This is a genomic window from Pantoea sp. X-Soil-YNGN-785 (genome assembly GCF_059730585.1).
In genome coordinates, this window is the sequence record NZ_AP035942.1 from 1 (window position 1) to 17319 (window position 17319).

16 protein-coding genes are annotated in these 17319 nt (G+C 54.3%); all 16 read left to right on the forward strand.

Features of this window, described 5'->3' with window-relative positions; translation table 11 throughout:
* Positions 1 to 324: 324 nt before the first annotated feature.
* The 16 genes from mnmG to pstA all read left to right on the forward strand — a co-directional run bounded on the left by mnmG (position 325) and on the right by pstA (position 17275).
* On the forward strand, positions 325 to 2214 hold the full coding sequence (mnmG, locus tag AC6I8E_RS00005; RefSeq protein WP_013359559.1) for a tRNA uridine-5-carboxymethylaminomethyl(34) synthesis enzyme MnmG: 1890 nt from the start codon (positions 325 to 327) through the stop codon (positions 2212 to 2214).
* A gap of 47 nt (positions 2215 to 2261) precedes the next feature.
* The gene (rsmG, locus tag AC6I8E_RS00010) at positions 2262 to 2885 is read left to right on the forward strand and encodes a 16S rRNA (guanine(527)-N(7))-methyltransferase RsmG (protein ID WP_497824302.1); all 624 of its coding nucleotides are present in this window, start codon (positions 2262 to 2264) and stop codon (positions 2883 to 2885) included.
* Positions 2886 to 3589: 704 nt separating this feature from the next.
* Entirely contained in the window at positions 3590 to 3970 is a 381-nt protein-coding gene (gene atpI / locus AC6I8E_RS00015; RefSeq protein WP_013359561.1) for a F0F1 ATP synthase subunit I, read from the forward strand.
* 8 nt (positions 3971 to 3978) lie between these two features.
* Entirely contained in the window at positions 3979 to 4797 is an 819-nt protein-coding gene (atpB, locus tag AC6I8E_RS00020) for a F0F1 ATP synthase subunit A (RefSeq protein ID WP_003849506.1), read from the forward strand.
* A 105-nt stretch (positions 4798 to 4902) separates the two neighbouring features.
* Positions 4903 to 5142 carry a F0F1 ATP synthase subunit C gene (gene atpE, locus AC6I8E_RS00025; RefSeq protein WP_003849523.1) on the forward strand — a complete coding sequence of 80 codons (240 nt, stop codon included), beginning with the start codon at positions 4903 to 4905 and terminating at the stop codon, positions 5140 to 5142.
* A 107-nt stretch (positions 5143 to 5249) separates the two neighbouring features.
* Entirely contained in the window at positions 5250 to 5720 is a 471-nt protein-coding gene (gene atpF, locus AC6I8E_RS00030) for a F0F1 ATP synthase subunit B (RefSeq protein WP_003849528.1), read from the forward strand.
* Between the two features lie 14 nt (positions 5721 to 5734).
* On the forward strand, positions 5735 to 6268 hold the full coding sequence (gene atpH / locus AC6I8E_RS00035) for a F0F1 ATP synthase subunit delta (RefSeq protein ID WP_033784344.1): 534 nt from the start codon (positions 5735 to 5737) through the stop codon (positions 6266 to 6268).
* Between the two features lie 14 nt (positions 6269 to 6282).
* Complete coding sequence (gene atpA, locus AC6I8E_RS00040; protein WP_003849532.1) at positions 6283 to 7824, forward strand: F0F1 ATP synthase subunit alpha; 1542 nt, start codon at positions 6283 to 6285, stop codon at positions 7822 to 7824.
* A gap of 52 nt (positions 7825 to 7876) precedes the next feature.
* Positions 7877 to 8743, forward strand: coding sequence for a F0F1 ATP synthase subunit gamma (gene atpG, locus AC6I8E_RS00045; protein ID WP_003849534.1), 867 nt, complete (start codon positions 7877 to 7879; stop codon positions 8741 to 8743).
* A 30-nt stretch (positions 8744 to 8773) separates the two neighbouring features.
* Positions 8774 to 10171 carry a F0F1 ATP synthase subunit beta gene (gene atpD / locus AC6I8E_RS00050; protein WP_008926373.1) on the forward strand — a complete coding sequence of 466 codons (1398 nt, stop codon included), beginning with the start codon at positions 8774 to 8776 and terminating at the stop codon, positions 10169 to 10171.
* A gap of 24 nt (positions 10172 to 10195) precedes the next feature.
* Positions 10196 to 10615, forward strand: coding sequence for a F0F1 ATP synthase subunit epsilon (locus tag AC6I8E_RS00055; protein WP_008926374.1), 420 nt, complete (start codon positions 10196 to 10198; stop codon positions 10613 to 10615).
* A gap of 160 nt (positions 10616 to 10775) precedes the next feature.
* Positions 10776 to 12146: a bifunctional UDP-N-acetylglucosamine diphosphorylase/glucosamine-1-phosphate N-acetyltransferase GlmU gene (gene glmU, locus AC6I8E_RS00060; protein WP_195857541.1), complete on the forward strand. Its 1371-nt coding sequence runs from the start codon at positions 10776 to 10778 to the stop codon at positions 12144 to 12146.
* A gap of 154 nt (positions 12147 to 12300) precedes the next feature.
* Complete coding sequence (glmS, locus tag AC6I8E_RS00065) at positions 12301 to 14130, forward strand: glutamine--fructose-6-phosphate transaminase (isomerizing) (protein WP_497824303.1); 1830 nt, start codon at positions 12301 to 12303, stop codon at positions 14128 to 14130.
* 165 nt (positions 14131 to 14295) lie between these two features.
* A complete protein-coding gene (pstS, locus tag AC6I8E_RS00070) occupies positions 14296 to 15339 on the forward strand; it encodes a phosphate ABC transporter substrate-binding protein PstS (protein ID WP_033784347.1) in 1044 nt (347 codons plus the stop codon).
* Between the two features lie 86 nt (positions 15340 to 15425).
* Complete coding sequence (gene pstC / locus AC6I8E_RS00075) at positions 15426 to 16388, forward strand: phosphate ABC transporter permease PstC (protein WP_013359566.1); 963 nt, start codon at positions 15426 to 15428, stop codon at positions 16386 to 16388.
* Positions 16385 to 17275 carry a phosphate ABC transporter permease PstA gene (gene pstA / locus AC6I8E_RS00080; protein WP_013359567.1) on the forward strand — a complete coding sequence of 297 codons (891 nt, stop codon included), beginning with the start codon at positions 16385 to 16387 and terminating at the stop codon, positions 17273 to 17275. The genes pstC and pstA overlap by 4 nt, the downstream gene beginning before the upstream one ends.
* Positions 17276 to 17319 lie beyond the last annotated feature (44 nt).

Consider the following 17319-nt stretch of genomic DNA (forward strand, 5'->3'; position numbering starts at 1 on the left):
CCGGTAGTTATCCAAAGAACAACGGTAGATCGATTTTTGAGCTGTGGATAACAACGGCTTTTGATCCCAGCTTATACGGATCAGGATCACCGATCACTCACAGCTAGTGATCCTCTTCATCCTGTTGTTTCTGCAATGCTTCTGGCACATATCCACAGAAAGCAGGGATCCTAATAAGAGATCTAACAGAAAGATCATATACAGATCTAAGATCCTTTCTTTTAAAACCGGACGATCCCGCGACTTTCACCCCAGACGGAATTTGAGTAGAATCCACGCCCCAGGACGACGATCCTGCAAGTTCATCAACCGAGGTACCACTTCATGTTTTATCAGGATCCTTTTGACGTCATCGTAATTGGTGGTGGTCATGCGGGCACCGAAGCCGCAATGGCGGCAGCCCGAATGGGTCAGCAAACCCTGTTACTCACCCATAACATTGATACGCTTGGACAAATGTCCTGTAACCCGGCGATTGGTGGTATTGGCAAAGGACATTTGGTGAAGGAAGTGGATGCCCTGGGTGGTCTGATGGCCAGTGCGATTGACCAGGCGGGTATTCAGTTCAGGATACTAAACGCCAGTAAAGGCCCGGCAGTACGGGCGACCCGTGCTCAGGCCGATCGCGTGCTCTATCGCCAGGCGGTGCGTACGGCACTGGAGAATCAGCCCAATCTGATGATCTTCCAGCAGGCGGTCGACGATCTTATCGTGGAAAACGATCGTGTCGTGGGTGCCGTCACTCAGATGGGACTGAAGTTCCGCGCGAAAACCGTCGTTCTTACCGTCGGAACATTCCTTGACGGCAAAATTCATATCGGTCTGGACAACTACAGCGGCGGTCGCGCTGGCGATCCCCCGTCTATTCCACTGGCAAAACGATTGCGTGCGCTGCCGCTGCGGGTAAACCGCCTCAAGACCGGTACGCCACCGCGTATCGATGCGCGCACCATCGACTTTTCAGTGCTCAGCCCGCAGCACGGTGATAACCCGATGCCGGTCTTCTCGTTTATGGGCAATGCCTCTCAGCATCCGCAGCAGGTGCCGTGCTGGATCACGCATACCAACGAGAAAACCCATGAGGTGATCCGCAATAACCTGGATCGCAGCCCGATGTACGCCGGGATCATTGAAGGGATCGGCCCACGCTACTGCCCGTCGATCGAAGACAAAGTGATGCGTTTTGCCGATCGCAACTCGCATCAGATCTTCCTGGAGCCGGAAGGGCTGACCAGCAATGAGATCTACCCGAACGGTATCTCGACCAGTCTGCCTTTTGATGTGCAGATTCAGATCGTCCGGTCGATGCAGGGCATGGAGAATGCGAAGATCGTGCGTCCGGGCTATGCCATCGAGTATGACTTCTTCGATCCGCGCGATCTCAAACCGACGCTGGAAAGTAAATTCATTCACGGCCTGTTCTTTGCCGGACAGATCAACGGCACAACCGGATACGAAGAAGCGGCTGCGCAGGGAATGCTGGCCGGTCTGAATGCGGCCCGTCAGTCTGCCGACAAAGAGGGCTGGGCACCACGCCGCGATCAGGCTTATCTCGGCGTACTGGTGGATGACCTCTGCACACTTGGCACCAAAGAGCCGTACCGGATGTTTACCTCCCGTGCGGAATACCGCCTGATGCTGCGCGAAGACAATGCTGACCTGCGCCTGACCGAAACCGGCCGTGAACTGGGCCTGGTGGATGATGCGCGCTGGGCGCGTTTCAATCAGAAGCTGGAAGCGATTGAACAGGAGCGTCAGCGCCTGCGCGATATCTGGGTTCATCCGAAGTCAGAGCATGTGACCGAAGTGAACACGGTACTCAGCGCGCCGCTGACTAAAGAAGCGAGCGGTGAAGATTTGCTGCGCCGTCCTGAGCTGACCTATCTGAAGCTGATGACGCTGGATGCCTTTGGTCCGGCACTGGCTGATGAACAGGCCGCTGAGCAGGTTGAGATTCAGGTCAAATATGAAGGCTATATCGCGCGTCAGCAGGAAGAGATCGATCGGCAGCTGCGTAATGAGAATACGCTGCTGCCGGTGGAACTCGACTACCGTCAGGTGAATGGCCTCTCGAACGAGGTGATCGCCAAGCTGAACGATCACAAACCCGTGTCGATTGGTCAGGCAACGCGTATTTCCGGCATTACTCCGGCGGCCATCTCAATACTGCTGATCTATCTGAAAAAACAGGGTCTGCTGCGCAAAAGCGCCTGATCTGAAACGGGGCGAGGCGACTCGCCCCCGCTGAATGGACTTATGCTGTGATTAACACACTCACGTCGCTGCTAAAGGCAGCCGGTATTTCCCTCTCCGATCAACAAAAACAGCAGCTGGTTGCCTATGTCGGCCTGCTGGATAAGTGGAACAAAGCCTACAATCTGACATCCGTGCGCGATCCGCAGCAGATGCTGGTTCGCCATATCCTCGACAGCATTGTGGTGGCGCCGCATCTGAAAGGTTCGCGTTTCATTGATGTCGGCACCGGTCCCGGTCTGCCTGGCATTCCGCTGGCTATCGTGATGCCCGATGCGCATTTTACGCTGCTCGACAGTCTGGGCAAGCGGGTGCGCTTCCTGCGTCAGGTTCAGCATGAGTTAGGACTCACTAACATTACTCCGGTACAGAGCCGGGTTGAGGCGTTTCCGGCTGAGCCACCTTTTGATGGCGTCATCAGCCGTGCATTCGCCTCGCTGACCGACATGGTGAAGTGGTGTCACCATCTGCCTGGCGGGGAAGGGCGCTTTTATGCGCTCAAAGGTGTCCGTCCGGACGATGAAATGGCTGAGTTACCCGCTGGCTATCTCTCAGATGCAGTGATAAAGCTGCAGGTGCCTCAGCTGGAAGGTGACCGTCATCTGGTCATTATTCGTCACCAGCAGGCCTGAGTTTCCAGAAATTTAACGCTTATCTGCCAGGGTTTTTATCAGGGTATGGATGAAAAAAGTGCAGATGATGCGCTATCAATAAAAGATTTTGATTAAGCCCTGGCTGAGCGAAGGTTAAAAACGGAGACGGAAATTATCCGAAAAGCTCTGTTACATTTAACGTTTAATTCACATTCAGTTATCAGAAATATCACTTGTATAGGCGGGTCGCGGAATAAAAGTAGTCACGCCGGAAAATATATCGTGGTAATAACTTTGCGTACGTAATATCAATTTCACGATTCTCATGCACAGTTCGATGTCAATAGCGTGTTTTCTGTGAAAATAGTCTTGCGGACACATTTTTGTAATTTCAATATTCTGATTTTAAAGGATTAATCTGTTTTGCAGATTGTTCTTAAATAGACCACAGATAAAACTCAATGTCGTGTGAGTGCTTATTATGTGATCTAAAGCACGCTTTAAAAGCAAGATGCGAGTGAATTTTCAGTCAGATTCGGGTGAATCTCTGCAGGGTAATCTTTGGAAAAATAGCCCTCCGGAAAGAAATTTAAATAATTGTTCACCTTTTCGCTACTTACCGATTGAAATCGCAGGTGCGGCCCGTATAATTTGCACGGCTTTTGCTGCTTGACTCAACTGCGCAAAGGCAGTCTTATACGACACGCGACATACCCCTAACGGGGCAGGAGAGTATCAGCGTCATGTCAGTGTCTCTTTACAGTGTAAAATTCGCCCGAACGGTGCTGATGATTCAGCTGGTGACGATAGTCATCATCGGCGGACTCTTTGCTGTTAAAGATGTCACCTGGGGTGTCTCTGCTCTTGCTGGCGGAGCGGCAGCCTGGCTGCCAAACGTATTGTTTTTGTTTTTAGCCTGGCGCCTGCAGGGGCAACCCCCCGCTTCGGGGCGAGTCGCGTGGAGCTTCGCTTTAGGTGAAATTGCTAAAGTGTTTGCGACCATCATTTTGCTCATTGTGGCGTTGGGTCTGTTCGGGGCGGTCTTCTGGCCGGTCGGAATAACCTGGTTATCGGTGCTGGTGGTTCAAATGCTGGCACCGGCGGTAATTAACAACAAAGGGTAAGAGGCATCATGGCTGCAGGAGAAATCTCTACTCCGCAAGAGTACATTGGTCACCACCTGACTCATCTTCAGTTGGACCTGCGTACCTTCGAGTTAGTGAATCCGCACGACGCTCCCGCGACGTTCTGGGTATTAAATATCGATTCCATGTTTTTCTCTATGGTGCTGGGAATCATCTTCCTGGTGTTGTTCCGTAGCGTGGCGAAGTCTGCTACCAGCGGTGTACCAGGGAAAATGCAGGCGGCTATCGAACTGGTTGTCGGTTTCGTTGATAGTAACGTGCGCGACATGTATCACGGTAAGAGCAAACTTATCGCCCCGCTGGCTCTGACAATTTTTGTCTGGGTCTTCCTGATGAACTTCATGGATCTGCTGCCAATCGACCTGCTGCCATATATTGGTGAGCACGTATTGGGGTTACCGGCGCTGCGCGTCGTACCGTCTGCAGACGTGAACATCACGCTATCTATGGCGTTGGGCGTATTTATTTTGATTCTGTTCTACAGCATCAAAATGAAAGGCATTGGCGGCTTCACGAAAGAGCTGACGCTGCAGCCTTTTAACCACCCGATCTTCATCCCGATCAACCTGATTCTGGAAGGTGTAAGCCTTCTGTCTAAGCCTGTGTCACTGGGTTTACGACTGTTCGGTAACATGTATGCGGGTGAACTGATCTTTATCCTTATTGCCGGTCTGTTGCCGTGGTGGTCGCAGTGGGTGCTGAATGTGCCGTGGGCCATTTTCCACATCCTGATCATTTCGCTACAGGCTTTCATTTTCATGGTCCTCACGATTGTCTATCTGTCGATGGCATCTGAAGAGCATTGATTTTTTTCTCAACACTACTTTCCCTCTTGATTCCGGGTTGCAGCGTACTCCGCTGAAGCCCGGAAGATGAAGGGAGCATTTAACTGAAACAAACTGGAGACTGTCATGGAAAACCTGAATATGGATCTGCTGTACATGGCTGCCGCTGTGATGATGGGCCTGGCGGCAATCGGTGCTGCGATCGGTATCGGCATCCTCGGAGGAAAATTCCTGGAAGGCGCTGCTCGTCAGCCTGACCTGATTCCTCTGCTGCGTACGCAGTTCTTTGTTGTAATGGGTCTGGTGGATGCAATCCCGATGATCGCTGTTGGTCTGGGTCTGTACGTGATGTTTGCTGTCGCCTAAAGCCCTGTGTTCACTCAGCGCACAATGTGCAGGGGTGAACGGATTCTGCCGCTTATCACAACGATAACGGCAGAAAAGTTAAATACTCAATCTAGAGGCATTGTGCTGTGAACATTAATGCAACAATCCTCGGCCAGGCTATCGCGTTCATCCTGTTTGTCGCGTTCTGCATGAAGTACGTATGGCCGCCGCTCATGGCTGCTATCGAAAAGCGCCAGAAAGAAATTGCTGAAGGCCTTGCTTCTGCTGAACGTGCAAAGAAAGATTTGGATCTCGCGCAGGCTAATGCGACCGACCAGCTGAAAAAAGCCAAAGAAGACGCTCAGGTCATTATCGAGCAAGCGAACAAGCGTCGCGCGCAGATTCTGGACGAAGCGAAAACCGAAGCTGAAAACGAACGTAATCGCATCGTGACACAAGCGCAGGCTGAAATTGATGCCGAACGTAAACGTGCACGTGAAGAACTGCGTAAGCAGGTTGCGTTGCTGGCTATGGCTGGCGCCGAGAAGATCATCGAACGCTCCGTGGATGAAGCTGCTAACAGCGACATCGTTGATAAACTGGTCGCTGAACTGTAAGGAGGGAGGGGCTGATGTCTGATCTGATTACTGTAGCTCGCCCCTACGCCAAAGCAGCTTTTGACTTTGCTGTTGAGCATCAAAGTATAGAACGCTGGCAACAGATGCTGGCGTTTGCCGCAGAAGTGGCTCGCAATGAACAGATGGCTGATCTTCTCTCCGGTGCATTAGCACCTGAAGCGCTGGCAGCGTCGTTTAACGCAGTCTGTGGTGATCAACTGGATGAACCCGCGCAGAACCTGATTAAGGTTATGGCGGAAAACGGACGTTTGACAGCGCTTCCGGCTGTACTGGCCCAATACATCGAACTGCGTGACGCTCATGAAGCCACCGCTGAAGTTGATGTTATCTCCGCCAGTACGCTGAGTGACGACCAGCTGAGTAAAATCAGCGCCGCGATGGAAAAACGTCTGTCACGCAAAGTTAAGCTGAATTGCAAAATTGATAAGTCTGTGATGGCAGGCGTGATCATCCGTTCGGGTGATCTGGTTATTGATGGCAGCGTACGCGGCCGTCTTGACCGTCTGGCTGACGTCTTGCAGTCTTAAGGGGACTGGAGCATATGCAACTGAATTCCACCGAAATCAGCGAACTGATCAAGCAGCGCATTGCTCAGTTCAATGTCGTGAGTGAAGCTCACAACGAAGGTACGATTGTTTCTGTAAGTGACGGTATCATCCGCGTACACGGCCTGGCCGATGTGATGCAGGGTGAGATGATTGCCCTGCCGGGTAACCGTTACGCTATCGCCCTGAACCTCGAGCGTGACTCGGTTGGTGCAGTGGTGATGGGTCCTTACGCTGACCTCGCCGAAGGCATGAAGGTTAAGTGTACTGGCCGTATTCTTGAAGTACCGGTAGGCCGTGGCCTGCTGGGCCGCGTTGTGAACACCCTGGGTGCGCCAATCGACGGTAAAGGCGCAATCGACAACGACGGTTTCTCACCGGTCGAAGTGATTGCACCTGGCGTTATCGATCGTCAGTCAGTCGACCAGCCGGTTCAGACCGGTTATAAGTCAGTCGATGCGATGATTCCAATCGGCCGTGGCCAGCGTGAGCTGATCATCGGTGACCGTCAGACCGGTAAAACCGCGATGGCGATCGATGCGATCATCAACCAGCGCGACTCAGGCATCAAGTGTGTCTATGTTGCGATTGGTCAGAAAGCCTCAACCATCTCTAACGTGGTTCGTAAGCTGGAAGAGCATGGCGCACTGCAGAACACCATCGTTGTTGTGGCGTCTGCTTCTGAATCAGCTGCACTGCAGTATCTCTCTCCGTACGCAGGTTGTGCGATGGGCGAATACTTCCGTGACCGTGGTGAAGACGCGCTGATCGTATACGATGACCTCTCCAAGCAGGCTATCGCTTACCGTCAAATCTCTCTGCTGCTGCGTCGTCCACCAGGCCGTGAAGCGTTTCCTGGCGACGTGTTCTATCTCCACTCCCGTCTGCTGGAACGTGCATCACGCGTAAGCGCTGATTATGTAGAGCGTTTCACCAATGGCGCAGTGACAGGTAAAACCGGTTCACTGACCGCGCTGCCGATCATCGAAACCCAGGCGGGCGACGTTTCTGCGTTCGTTCCGACCAACGTAATCTCGATTACTGATGGTCAGATCTTCCTGGAATCGAACCTGTTTAACTCCGGTATTCGTCCGGCCGTTAACCCAGGTATTTCGGTATCCCGCGTTGGTGGTGCTGCACAGACCAAGATCATCAAGAAACTGTCCGGTGGTATCCGTACCGCGCTGGCACAGTATCGTGAACTGGCGGCGTTCTCGCAGTTCGCATCTGATCTGGATGATGCCACCCGCAAACAGCTGAGCCATGGTCAGAAAGTGACCGAGCTGCTGAAGCAGAAACAGTATGCGCCGATGTCTGTCGCGCAGCAGGGTCTGGTTCTGTTCGCTGCAGAGCGTGGCTACCTGAACGACGTTGAACTGGCAAAAATTGGCAGCTTCGAAGCTGCACTGCTGGCCTTCGCCGATCGCGACCACGCTGAGCTGATGGCTGAAATCAACCAGTCGGGTAACTTTAACAACGATATCGAAGCGAAGCTGAAAGGCCTGATCGATACGTTTAAAGCAACCCAGTCCTGGTAATGTCTGGCGGCTTGTCTGAAAAGGCAGGCCGCAAGGCTTTGAGGAGAAGCTAATGGCCGGCGCAAAAGAGATACGAAGCAAGATTGGAAGCGTGAAAAACACGCAGAAGATCACCAAAGCGATGGAAATGGTCGCCGCCTCCAAGATGCGTAAAACGCAGGAACGCATGGCGGCCAGCCGTCCGTATGCAGACACCATGCGCAAAGTGATTGGTCACCTTGCGTTGGGTAATCTGGAATACAAGCACCCTTACCTGGAACAGCGCGACGTCAAGCGCGTCGGCTACCTGGTCGTTTCTACAGACCGCGGGCTTTGTGGTGGTTTGAACATTAACCTGTTCAAAAAATTACTGGCGGATATGAAGTCCTGGTCCGATAAAGGCGTGCAGAGCGATCTGTCGATTATCGGTTCAAAAGGGGCGTCATTCTTCAGTGCTGTGGGTGGCAACATTGTGGCGCAAGTCAGCGGCATGGGCGATAAACCTGCCCTGTCTGATCTGATTGGCCCGGTAAAAGTGATGTTGCAGGCTTATGATGAAGGCCGCATCGACAAACTGATGATCGTCAGTAACAAGTTCAATAACACCATGTCTCAGACTCCGACCATCACCCAACTGCTGCCGTTAGCGCCAGCGGAAGGTGAAGAAGAGATGAAGGCGAAGACCTGGGATTACCTGTACGAACCCGATCCGAAAGCGCTGCTGGATACCCTGCTGCGTCGTTATGTCGAATCGCAGGTTTATCAGGGTGTGGTGGAAAATCTGGCCAGTGAGCAGGCTGCACGTATGGTGGCGATGAAAGCCGCAACCGACAACGGCGGAAATCTGATCAAAGAGCTGCAGTTGGTATACAACAAAGCTCGTCAGGCCAGCATCACCCAGGAACTTACCGAGATCGTCTCGGGGGCCTCCGCGGTTTAACCAGGTTTGGAATTAGGTAGAGGATTCAAGATGGCAACTGGAAAGATTGTCCAGATTATCGGCGCCGTTGTTGACGTCGAATTCCCTCAGGACGCGGTACCGCAAGTGTACAGCGCCCTCGAGGTGATGAATGGTGATGCGCGTCTGGTGCTGGAAGTACAGCAGCAGCTCGGCGGCGGCGTAGTTCGTACCATCGCAATGGGTACGTCTGACGGCCTGAAGCGTGGTCTGAACGTCAACGACCTGCAGAAACCCATTCAGGTTCCGGTCGGTAAAGCGACCCTGGGCCGTATCATGAACGTTCTCGGCGAGCCAATCGACATGAAAGGCGAGCTGAAAGAAGAAGACGGCAGTGCAGTAGAGATCGCCTCTATTCACCGCGCAGCGCCTTCTTATGAAGATCAGTCTAACTCGCAGGAACTGCTGGAAACCGGCATCAAGGTTATCGACCTGATGTGTCCGTTTGCTAAAGGCGGTAAAGTGGGTCTGTTCGGTGGTGCGGGTGTCGGTAAAACCGTCAACATGATGGAACTGATCCGTAACATCGCGGCTGAACACTCAGGTTACTCTGTGTTTGCCGGTGTGGGTGAGCGTACTCGTGAGGGTAACGACTTCTACCACGAAATGACTGACTCAAACGTTATCGATAAAGTTGCGCTGGTCTATGGCCAGATGAACGAGCCGCCGGGTAACCGTCTGCGCGTTGCACTGACCGGTCTGACCATGGCGGAAAAATTCCGTGATGAAGGCCGCGACGTTCTGCTGTTCATCGATAACATCTACCGTTATACCCTGGCCGGTACAGAAGTTTCCGCACTGCTGGGTCGTATGCCATCTGCGGTAGGTTACCAGCCAACGCTGGCAGAAGAGATGGGCGTGTTGCAGGAGCGTATTACCTCCACCAAGACCGGTTCAATCACCTCCGTACAGGCCGTTTACGTCCCTGCGGATGACCTGACTGACCCGTCACCAGCAACCACCTTTGCGCACTTAGACTCAACGGTAACGCTGAGCCGTCAGATCGCTTCTCTGGGTATCTACCCGGCCGTTGACCCGCTGGATTCTACCAGCCGTCAGCTGGATCCGCTGGTTGTCGGTCAGGAACACTATGATGTTGCGCGTGGCGTTCAGTCACTGCTGCAGCGTTATCAGGAACTGAAAGACATCATCGCCATCCTCGGTATGGATGAGCTGTCTGAAGAAGACAAACTGCTGGTGGCACGTGCGCGTAAAATTCAGCGCTTCCTGTCTCAGCCGTTCTTCGTTGCGGAAGTATTCACCGGTTCACCGGGTAAATACGTTACGCTGAAAGACACTATCCGTGGCTTTAAAGGCATCATGGAAGGTGAGTTTGACCACCTGCCAGAGCAGGCCTTCTACATGGTTGGTGCCATCGAAGAAGCCGTGGAAAAAGCGAAGAAACTGTAATAACGGTTTCCCGGGAGGAAGATTATGGCTATGACTTATCACCTGGATGTGGTCAGCGCAGAGGAGCAGTTGTTCTCTGGTCTGGTACAGAAAATTCAGGTGTCAGGTAGCGAAGGTGAACTGGGGATTTTCCCTGGCCATGCGCCGCTGCTGACTGCCATTAAGCCTGGAATGATCCGTATCGTGAAACAGCACGGCGAAGAGGAGTATATCTACCTCTCTGGCGGCGTGCTGGAAGTGCAACCGGGCAGCAGCACCGTTCTGGCCGATACCGCGATTCGCGGTACCGATCTGGACGAAGCGCGAGCTCTGGAAGCAAAACGCAAAGCAGAAGAGCACATGAACAGCAGCCACGGCGACGTGGACTACGCTCAGGCCTCTGCCGAGCTGGCGAAAGCCATTGCTAAACTGCGCGTGATCGAACTGACCAAAAAAGCGATGTAATCCAGCTTTATGCGTCACGAAATGCCAGCCCTCGGGCTGGCATTTTTTTTGCCTGCGGTGCCCGATCTGCCCGTCCGCCTAATTTCGGCCTGAGAAAAATGTAGTAATCTCAACCCCAAACCGTTTTACTTTCACCCGTAAAAATTCACTCAGGATAGTTATGTCTAACAGTGCGATGAGTGTGGTGATCCTTGCTGCTGGCAAGGGCACCCGTATGTATTCCGATCTGCCTAAAGTTCTGCATACGCTGGCAGGCAAACCGATGGTTCAGCACGTCATTGATGCCGCCAAAGGGCTGGGCGCACAGCAGGTGCATCTGGTCTATGGTCACGGCGGCGATCGCCTGAAAGCGACACTTACCGACAGCACGCTGAACTGGGTACTGCAGTCTGAGCAGCTCGGCACTGGCCATGCCATGCAGCAGGCCGCGCCTGCCTTCGCCGATGATGAAGATATCATGATGCTCTATGGCGACGTGCCGCTGATCTCTCAGGCGACATTACAGCGTCTGCGCGAAGCAAAACCGCAGGGCGGCATTGGCTTACTTACCGTGGTACTGGACGACCCGACCGGCTATGGCCGCATCGTGCGTGAGAACAATACCATCACCGGCATTATCGAACAGAAAGATGCCAGCCCGGCGCAGCTCATGATTAAAGAGATCAACACCGGTATTCTGATCGCCAACGGCGGCGATTTAAAACGCTGGCTGTCACAGCTCACCAATAACAATGCGCAGGGTGAGTATTACATTACCGATATTATCGCGCTGGCACATCAGGAAGGTCGGGTGATCAACGCGGTTCATCCGGCACGCATCAGTGAAACCGATGGCGTGAATAACCGTCTGCAGCTGGCGACATTAGAACGCACATACCAGGCTGAACAGGCCGAAAAACTGCTGCTGGCCGGCGTGATGCTGCGCGATCCGGCACGGTTTGATCTGCGCGGGACGCTGGCGCATGGACGGGATGTCGAAATCGACACCAACGTTATTATTGAAGGCCGGGTCACGCTGGGCTCGCGCGTCAAAATCGGCGCGGGCTGCATCATCAAAAACAGCGTGATCGGCGATGATTGTGAAATCAGCCCCTATACGGTGATCGAGGATGCTCATCTCGCTACCGCCTGTACCGTCGGACCCTTTGCCCGTCTGCGTCCTGGCAGCGATTTGGCCGACGCTGCGCACGTGGGCAACTTCGTCGAAATGAAGAAAGCGCGTCTGGGCAAGGGATCGAAAGCGGGCCACCTCTCCTATCTTGGCGATGCGGAGATTGGCGACAACGTGAACATCGGTGCAGGCACTATCACCTGCAACTATGATGGCGCGAACAAATTCAAAACCGAGATTGGCGATGACGTATTTGTCGGCTCAGATACGCAGCTGGTGGCTCCGGTCAGCGTCGCGGCAGGTGCTACCATTGCGGCAGGCACCACCATCATGAAAGATGTGACCGAAGCCGGTCTGGTCTATAACCGTAAAGAGCAGAATCACAAAGCGGACTGGCAGCGTCCGGTGAAGAAAAAATAAAATTTTTAACGGCCCGCTTTATGCGGGCCGATACAGTGCAGTGCCAAAACTATAATCCCCACTCTCTACAAGGCTCGGGGAACCGGCAAAGCCGGATATCAGGTCGCATGACAACAGAAGTGGCGAAAAGCCATGTAGTCAGGAAAACATCATTATGTGTGGAATTGTTGGTGCAGTAGCGCAACGCGATATCGCAGAGATTCTGCTGGAAGGTCTGCGTCGTCTTGAATATCGCGGATATGATTCGGCCGGTCTGGCCGTGGTCGATCGTCAGGGGCACGTCACGCGCCTGCGGCGGTTAGGGAAAGTGCAGAAACTGGCGGAAGCCGCTGAACAGCAGCCGCTGATCGGTGGTACCGGCATCGCGCACACGCGCTGGGCAACTCATGGCGAGCCGTCGGAAGCAAATGCGCATCCGCACGTCTCAGAGCACATCATCATCGTGCACAACGGCATCATCGAAAACCATGAGCCGCTGCGTGCTGAGCTGATCGAACGCGGCTACGTTTTTGCCTCTGAAACCGACACCGAAGTGGTGGCGCATCTGGTTCACTGGGAGCAGAAACAGGGCGGCTCGCTGCGCGAAGTCGTGCTGCGTGTGATCCCACAGCTGCGCGGTGCCTATGGCATGGTGATCATGGACAGCCGCGATCCGTCGCTGCTGGTGGCAGCCCGTTCCGGCAGCCCGCTGGTGATTGGCCGTGGCATGGGCGAAAACTTTATCGCCTCGGATCAGCTGGCCCTGCTGCCGGTGACCCGCCGCTTCATCTATCTGGAAGAGGGTGATATCGCCGAGATCAGTCGTCGTGATGTCACGATTATTGACCGTGAAGGCAATACCGTGACGCGTGCCGAGATCGAATCGAACCTGCAATATGACGCCGGTGATAAAGGTATTTACCGTCACTACATGCAGAAAGAGATCTACGAACAGCCGATGGCGCTGAAAAGCACCCTGAGTGGGCGCTTCAGTCAGGGGCAGGTTGACCTCAGCGAGCTGGGCGCGGGCGCTGAAGCACTGCTGAGTCAGGTGGAGCATATCCAGATTATCGCCTGCGGCACCTCTTATAATTCCGGGATGGTGTCACGCTACTGGTTTGAGTCGCTGGCAAATATCCCCTGTGACGTGGAGATCGCCTCAGAGTTCCGCTATCGCAAGTCAGCGGTGCGCAAAAACAGCCTGCTGATCACCCTGTCACAGTCGGGTGAAACGGCAGATACCCTGGCAGCGCTGCGTCTCTCGAAACAGCTGGGCTACCTGGGGTCGCTGGCCGTCTGCAACGTGGCGGGTTCGTCACTGGTGCGGGAATCTGACCTGGCACTGATGACCAAAGCGGGCACCGAAATCGGCGTCGCCTCCACCAAAGCGTTCACCACTCAGTTAGCGGTGCTGCTGATGCTGGTGGCGAAACTGGGTCGTCTGAAAGGGATGTCTGTGGAGACTGAGCATGAGATCGTTCATGCCCTGCAGGCGTTGCCGAACCGGATTGAGCAGATGCTGGCGCAGGATAAGCTGATTGAGAATCTGGCCGAAGGCTTCTCTGACAAGCATCACGCGCTGTTCCTGGGCCGTGGCGATCAATACCCGATTGCCATGGAAGGGGCGCTGAAGCTCAAGGAGATCTCCTACATTCATGCGGAAGCCTACGCCGCAGGCGAGCTGAAACATGGCCCGCTGGCGCTGATTGATGCGGACATGCCGGTGATCGTAGTGGCACCTAACAACGAACTGCTGGAGAAGCTGAAATCCAACATCGAAGAGGTGCGCGCACGCGGCGGCCTGCTCTATGTGTTTGCCGATCAGGATGCGGGTTTCAGCGACAGTGACGGGATGAAGATTATCCCGCTGCCGCATGTTGAAGAGGTGATTGCGCCGATCTTCTACACCGTGCCGTTGCAGTTACTCTCCTATCACGTTGCCCTGATCAAAGGCACCGACGTCGATCAGCCGCGTAACCTGGCAAAATCGGTTACCGTGGAATAACCTGGTGGGCCCCGTCGCGGGCCCACTTCATTCTGGCCCTTTGTCATATAACTGTCATATTTCGTACATTTCACTGTCATCAAACTGTCCTATTTTCCCTCCTGCAGCAATCACAGACTCTTACTAAAACGGCCCCTAGCCTGACTTTTCTCCCCTGGAGGGAATATGACACTGATGCGTAGCACCGTAGCCCGAATCCTCGCCACCACCTTCGCCGTAAGCGCGGTATCTGCTTTTGCGGCCACCGATCTCACCGGTGCAGGCGGGACGTTCCCGGCGCCGGTTTATGCCAAGTGGGCAGCAGAATATCAGCAAGCCACCGGTAGCAAAATTAACTACCAGGGCATCGGTTCATCTGGCGGCGTGAAACAGATTATCGCCAAAACCGTTGATTTCGGTGCGTCCGATGCGCCAATGAAAGATGAAGATCTGCAGAAAAATGGTCTGTTCCAGTTCCCTACCGTGATCGGTGGTGTGGTACTGGCGGTTAACCTGCCGGGCATCAAGTCAGGCCAGCTGACGCTGGATGGCAAAACTGTGGGTGATATCTACCTCGGCACCATCAAAAAGTGGAACGACCCGGCGATTGCCAAACTTAACCCGGGCGTGAAACTGCCAGAGACCAACATCAACGTGGTGCGTCGCGCTGATGGTTCAGGCACCTCGTTCGTCTTCACCAGCTATCTGGCGAAGGTAAACCAGGACTGGAACAGCAAAATCGGTAAAGGCAACACTGTTAACTGGCCGGTGGGTCTGGGCGGTAAAGGCAACGACGGCGTCGCTGCCTTTGTTCAGCGTCTGCCGGGTTCAATCGGCTATGTGGAATACGCCTACGCCAAACAGAACAACCTGACCTACACCAAACTGATCGATGCCGATGGTAAAGCGGTCGCGCCAAGCGAAACCAGCTTCAGTAATGCCGCGAAAGGCGCTGACTGGAGCAAATCGTTCGCGCAGGATCTGACCTTCCAGAAGGGCGCGGATGCCTGGCCAATCTCCTCAACCACCTTCATTCTGATCTACAAAGATCAGGCGAATGCGGCTAAAGGCGCTGAAGTACTGAAGTTCTTCGACTGGGCTTACAAAAGCGGCAGCAAAACCGCTACAGCGCTGGATTATGCTGCGCTGCCAGAGAGCGTGACCGAGCAGATTCGCGCCGCCTGGAAAGCCAACATCAAAGACAGTTCTGGTAAAGCGCTTTATCAGTAATTGACCGACCCTGGCCGGACGGCTGTCCGGTCAGACCCAACGGGCGGCTCATGCCGCCCTGATAACTTCTGAAGACTGAGACTTCTATGGCTGCAACGAAGCCGGCATTCAAAGCCCCAGGCAAACAAGGTGACAGAATTTTTGGCGCGCTGGTCAGGCTGGCTGCGCTGATTGTGCTGTTACTGATGGGCGGCATTATTGTCTCCCTGATCATCTCCTCGTGGCCCAGCATCCAGAAGTTTGGTTTCGCCTTTTTGTGGACCAAAACCTGGGATGCGCCCAACGAACAATTTGGCGCACTGGTTCCGATCTACGGCACCCTTGTGACCTCCATTATCGCCCTGATTATCGCCGTGCCGGTGAGTTTTGGTATCGCGCTGTTCCTGACCGAACTCGCGCCAGGCTGGCTGCGTCGCCCGCTGGGTACCGCCATTGAGCTGCTGGCAGCAATTCCGAGCATCGTTTACGGCATGTGGGGCCTGTTTGTCTTCGCACCCCTGTTTGCCGAATATTTCCAGACACCGGTTAACGACGTGATGTCGGGTATTCCGATTGTCGGCGAGCTCTTTTCCGGCCCCGCTTTCGGTATCGGTATCCTCGCGGCGGGAGTGATTCTGGCGATCATGATCATCCCCTACATCGCCTCGGTGATGCGCGACGTCTTTGAGCAGACCCCGGTAATGATGAAAGAGTCAGCCTACGGCATAGGCTGCACCACCTGGGAAGTGATCTGGCGCATCGTCCTGCCATTTACCAAAAATGGCGTGATTGGCGGCGTGATGCTGGGACTGGGTCGTGCGCTGGGTGAAACCATGGCAGTGACCTTTATTATCGGCAACACCTACCAGCTCGACAGCCCGTCGCTGTTTATGCCGGGTAACAGCATCACCTCGGCGCTGGCCAACGAGTTTGCGGAAGCGGAATCGGGTGTCCATGTCGCCGCGCTGATGGAGCTGGGCCTGATCCTGTTTGTGATTACCTTTATCGTACTGGCGATTTCAAAGCTGATGATTATGCGACTGGCGAAAAGTGAAGGAGCGCGCTCATGACCACGATTGAAATTCAGGCGCGCGCCGAACTGGACGCATCACGTCGTAAAATGCAGTCCTGGCGCAGCACGAAAAATAAAATTGCACTGACGCTGTCGCTGCTGACCATGGCGTTTGGCTTGTTCTGGCTGGTGTGGATCCTTTTCACCACCGTATCGCGTGGCGTGGATGGGCTTTCATGGTCCCTGTTCACCGAATCAACGCCACCACCGAATACGGCGGGCGGCGGGCTGGCGAATGCCCTGGCGGGCAGTGGCTTGCTGATTTTCTGGTCGACCTTTTTCGGCACGCCGCTGGGCATCATGGCCGGGATCTATCTGGCGGAATATGGGCGCAAATCGGCCCTGTCAGAAGTGATCCGCTTTATTAACGACATTCTGCTTTCAGCCCCCTCCATTGTGGTCGGGCTGTTCGTCTACACCCTGGTGGTGTCACAGATGCAGCACTTCTCTGGCTGGGCCGGGGTGATTGCGCTGGCGCTGCTGCAGGTACCGATTGTGATTCGTACCACCGAAAATATGCTGCGGCTGGTGCCAGACAGCATGCGTGAAGCGGCTTATGCGCTTGGCACGCCCAAGTGGAAGATGATTTCGGCTATCACCCTGAAAGCCTCGGTCTCGGGCATCATCACCGGCGTGCTGCTGGCGATTGCCCGCATCGCAGGGGAAACGGCTCCGCTGCTGTTTACGGCGCTGTCGAACCAGTTCTGGAGCACCGACATGATGCAGCCGCTGGCAAACCTGCCGGTCACCATCTTTAAGTTCGCCATGAGCCCGTTCGCCGAATGGCAGAGCCTGGCCTGGGCGGGCGTGCTGATCATTACCCTCTGCGTGCTGCTGCTGAACATTGTGGCACGGGTGATTTTCGCCAAAGGTAAACACGGTTAACTTCCGGCGTGGCCCTGCGCGGCGCCGTATAAGAGAGATGAATT

Coding starts and splice junctions, on each gene's coding strand:
- mnmG (WP_013359559.1), top strand. CDS start 325: ATGTTTTATCAGGATCCTTTTGACGTCATCGTAATTGGTGGTGGTCAT.
- atpI (WP_013359561.1), top strand. CDS start 3,590: ATGTCAGTGTCTCTTTACAGTGTAAAATTCGCCCGAACGGTGCTGATG.
- atpB (WP_003849506.1), top strand. CDS start 3,979: ATGGCTGCAGGAGAAATCTCTACTCCGCAAGAGTACATTGGTCACCAC.
- atpE (WP_003849523.1), top strand. CDS start 4,903: ATGGAAAACCTGAATATGGATCTGCTGTACATGGCTGCCGCTGTGATG.
- atpH (WP_033784344.1), top strand. CDS start 5,735: ATGTCTGATCTGATTACTGTAGCTCGCCCCTACGCCAAAGCAGCTTTT.
- atpA (WP_003849532.1), top strand. CDS start 6,283: ATGCAACTGAATTCCACCGAAATCAGCGAACTGATCAAGCAGCGCATT.
- atpG (WP_003849534.1), top strand. CDS start 7,877: ATGGCCGGCGCAAAAGAGATACGAAGCAAGATTGGAAGCGTGAAAAAC.
- atpD (WP_008926373.1), top strand. CDS start 8,774: ATGGCAACTGGAAAGATTGTCCAGATTATCGGCGCCGTTGTTGACGTC.
- AC6I8E_RS00055 (WP_008926374.1), top strand. CDS start 10,196: ATGGCTATGACTTATCACCTGGATGTGGTCAGCGCAGAGGAGCAGTTG.
- glmU (WP_195857541.1), top strand. CDS start 10,776: ATGTCTAACAGTGCGATGAGTGTGGTGATCCTTGCTGCTGGCAAGGGC.
- glmS (WP_497824303.1), top strand. CDS start 12,301: ATGTGTGGAATTGTTGGTGCAGTAGCGCAACGCGATATCGCAGAGATT.
- pstS (WP_033784347.1), top strand. CDS start 14,296: ATGACACTGATGCGTAGCACCGTAGCCCGAATCCTCGCCACCACCTTC.
- pstC (WP_013359566.1), top strand. CDS start 15,426: ATGGCTGCAACGAAGCCGGCATTCAAAGCCCCAGGCAAACAAGGTGAC.
- pstA (WP_013359567.1), top strand. CDS start 16,385: ATGACCACGATTGAAATTCAGGCGCGCGCCGAACTGGACGCATCACGT.